The following is a 1,292-nucleotide window of genomic DNA, read 5'->3' on the forward strand; positions in this document are numbered from 1 at the left end:
TAGCAGGCTGCTGAAGAAGTCGGCTGGGCCGGAGGATTTCTGGGCTGCGGGCGGGTCTACCGGACGGCGTCAGAAGACGGGATTGGTTCTGTTCGCGGCCGGTTCATGGAGCGGAGCGCAACAGACCCGGCAGTCGGACGAGGTTGTAGGCGGCGGCAGCGAGAGTGAAGGTCCAGCCAACGCGATCGAGGCCGCGATGACGGGTCTGGCGCAGGCCGGCGGTTTCCTTGATCCAGCCGAAAACCTCCTCGACGCGCTTCCTGATCACTTGGCTGACCGCGTAGCCCGGATGGCGCGTGGTGCGCCTGTCGATCGCCGAGCGCCGCCGCTTGCCGGTCTTCGTCTTGTGGTCGTTGCGGGCGATGTGGGGCGTCACCCCTCGCGCTCGCAGCCCCTCGACATGCTCGCGCGCATCGTAACCTTTGTCGGCGCCGAGCGTAATGCGGCCTCGTACGCTCCGCCGCAGCCGGTCCACCAGCGCCAACGAGGCGTCGCGCTCGGCGGTGCCGCTGGCGTGTGTTGCGCAAGCCAGCCGGACCAAACCGGAGCGGTTCTCCATCAGCACATGCCCGGCATAGGCGAGGACCGAGGATTGTCCGTCGGCCTTGCGGGCCAGCCGCGCATCCGGATCGGTGGTGGAGGCGTGCGTCTCGTTCGAGCGCCGCTCGCCACGCCAGTCAAACTCGCCGTTTCGCCCGCCGCATGCCGGTGGCGCGGGCGGAGCACCGCCCTCGCCCTTGGGCCGGAACGACTTGTGGCTCGCCCAGGCCCCGATCAGCGTGCCGTCGATTGAGAGGTGCTCGGAAGACATCAGCGCCTTGAGGCGCGGATGCGCCACCACCGCTGCCAGGAAGGCCTGTGCGATGTCGCCGGCGAGCAGCCGGTCGCGGTTCTTCGAAAAAGTCGAGGCATCCCACACCGGCGCGTCCATCGAAAGCCCGACAAACCAGCGGAACAGCAGGTTGTAGTCGAGCTGCTCCATCAACTGCCGCTCCGAGCGAACCGAGTAGAACGCCTGCAGCAGCAAGGCCCGCAGTAGCTTCTCCGGCGGTATCGAGGGGCGGCCGATCCGGGCGTAGAGCTGCTCGAACTCGCCAGCCAGCGCCTCGAGCGCCTCGTCCACCACCGCGCGGATCAGCCGCAATGGGTGACCGGCGGGCACCCGGGCCTCGCAGCTCACGTAGCTGAACAAGCTCTCCGTCCGCTCGTCTGTCCCGCGCATCGCTCGTCCCCCTGCCTGACCAGAAGGAATCACAGCCAAGACACCAACGCGACCGTTTTTCAGCAGCCTG

General features: G+C 67.8%; 1 protein-coding gene. It reads right to left on the reverse strand.

Annotated features, from left to right (window positions below):
* Window positions 1-103: 103 nt before the first annotated feature.
* A complete protein-coding gene (locus tag OF850_RS23330; protein WP_301592831.1) occupies window positions 104-1,222 on the reverse strand; it encodes an IS5 family transposase in 1,119 nt (372 codons plus the stop codon).
* Window positions 1,223-1,292 lie beyond the last annotated feature (70 nt).

The organism is Sabulicella glaciei (genome assembly GCF_026183895.1).
Taxonomy (GTDB): Bacteria; Pseudomonadota; Alphaproteobacteria; order Acetobacterales; family Acetobacteraceae; genus Roseococcus; species Roseococcus glaciei.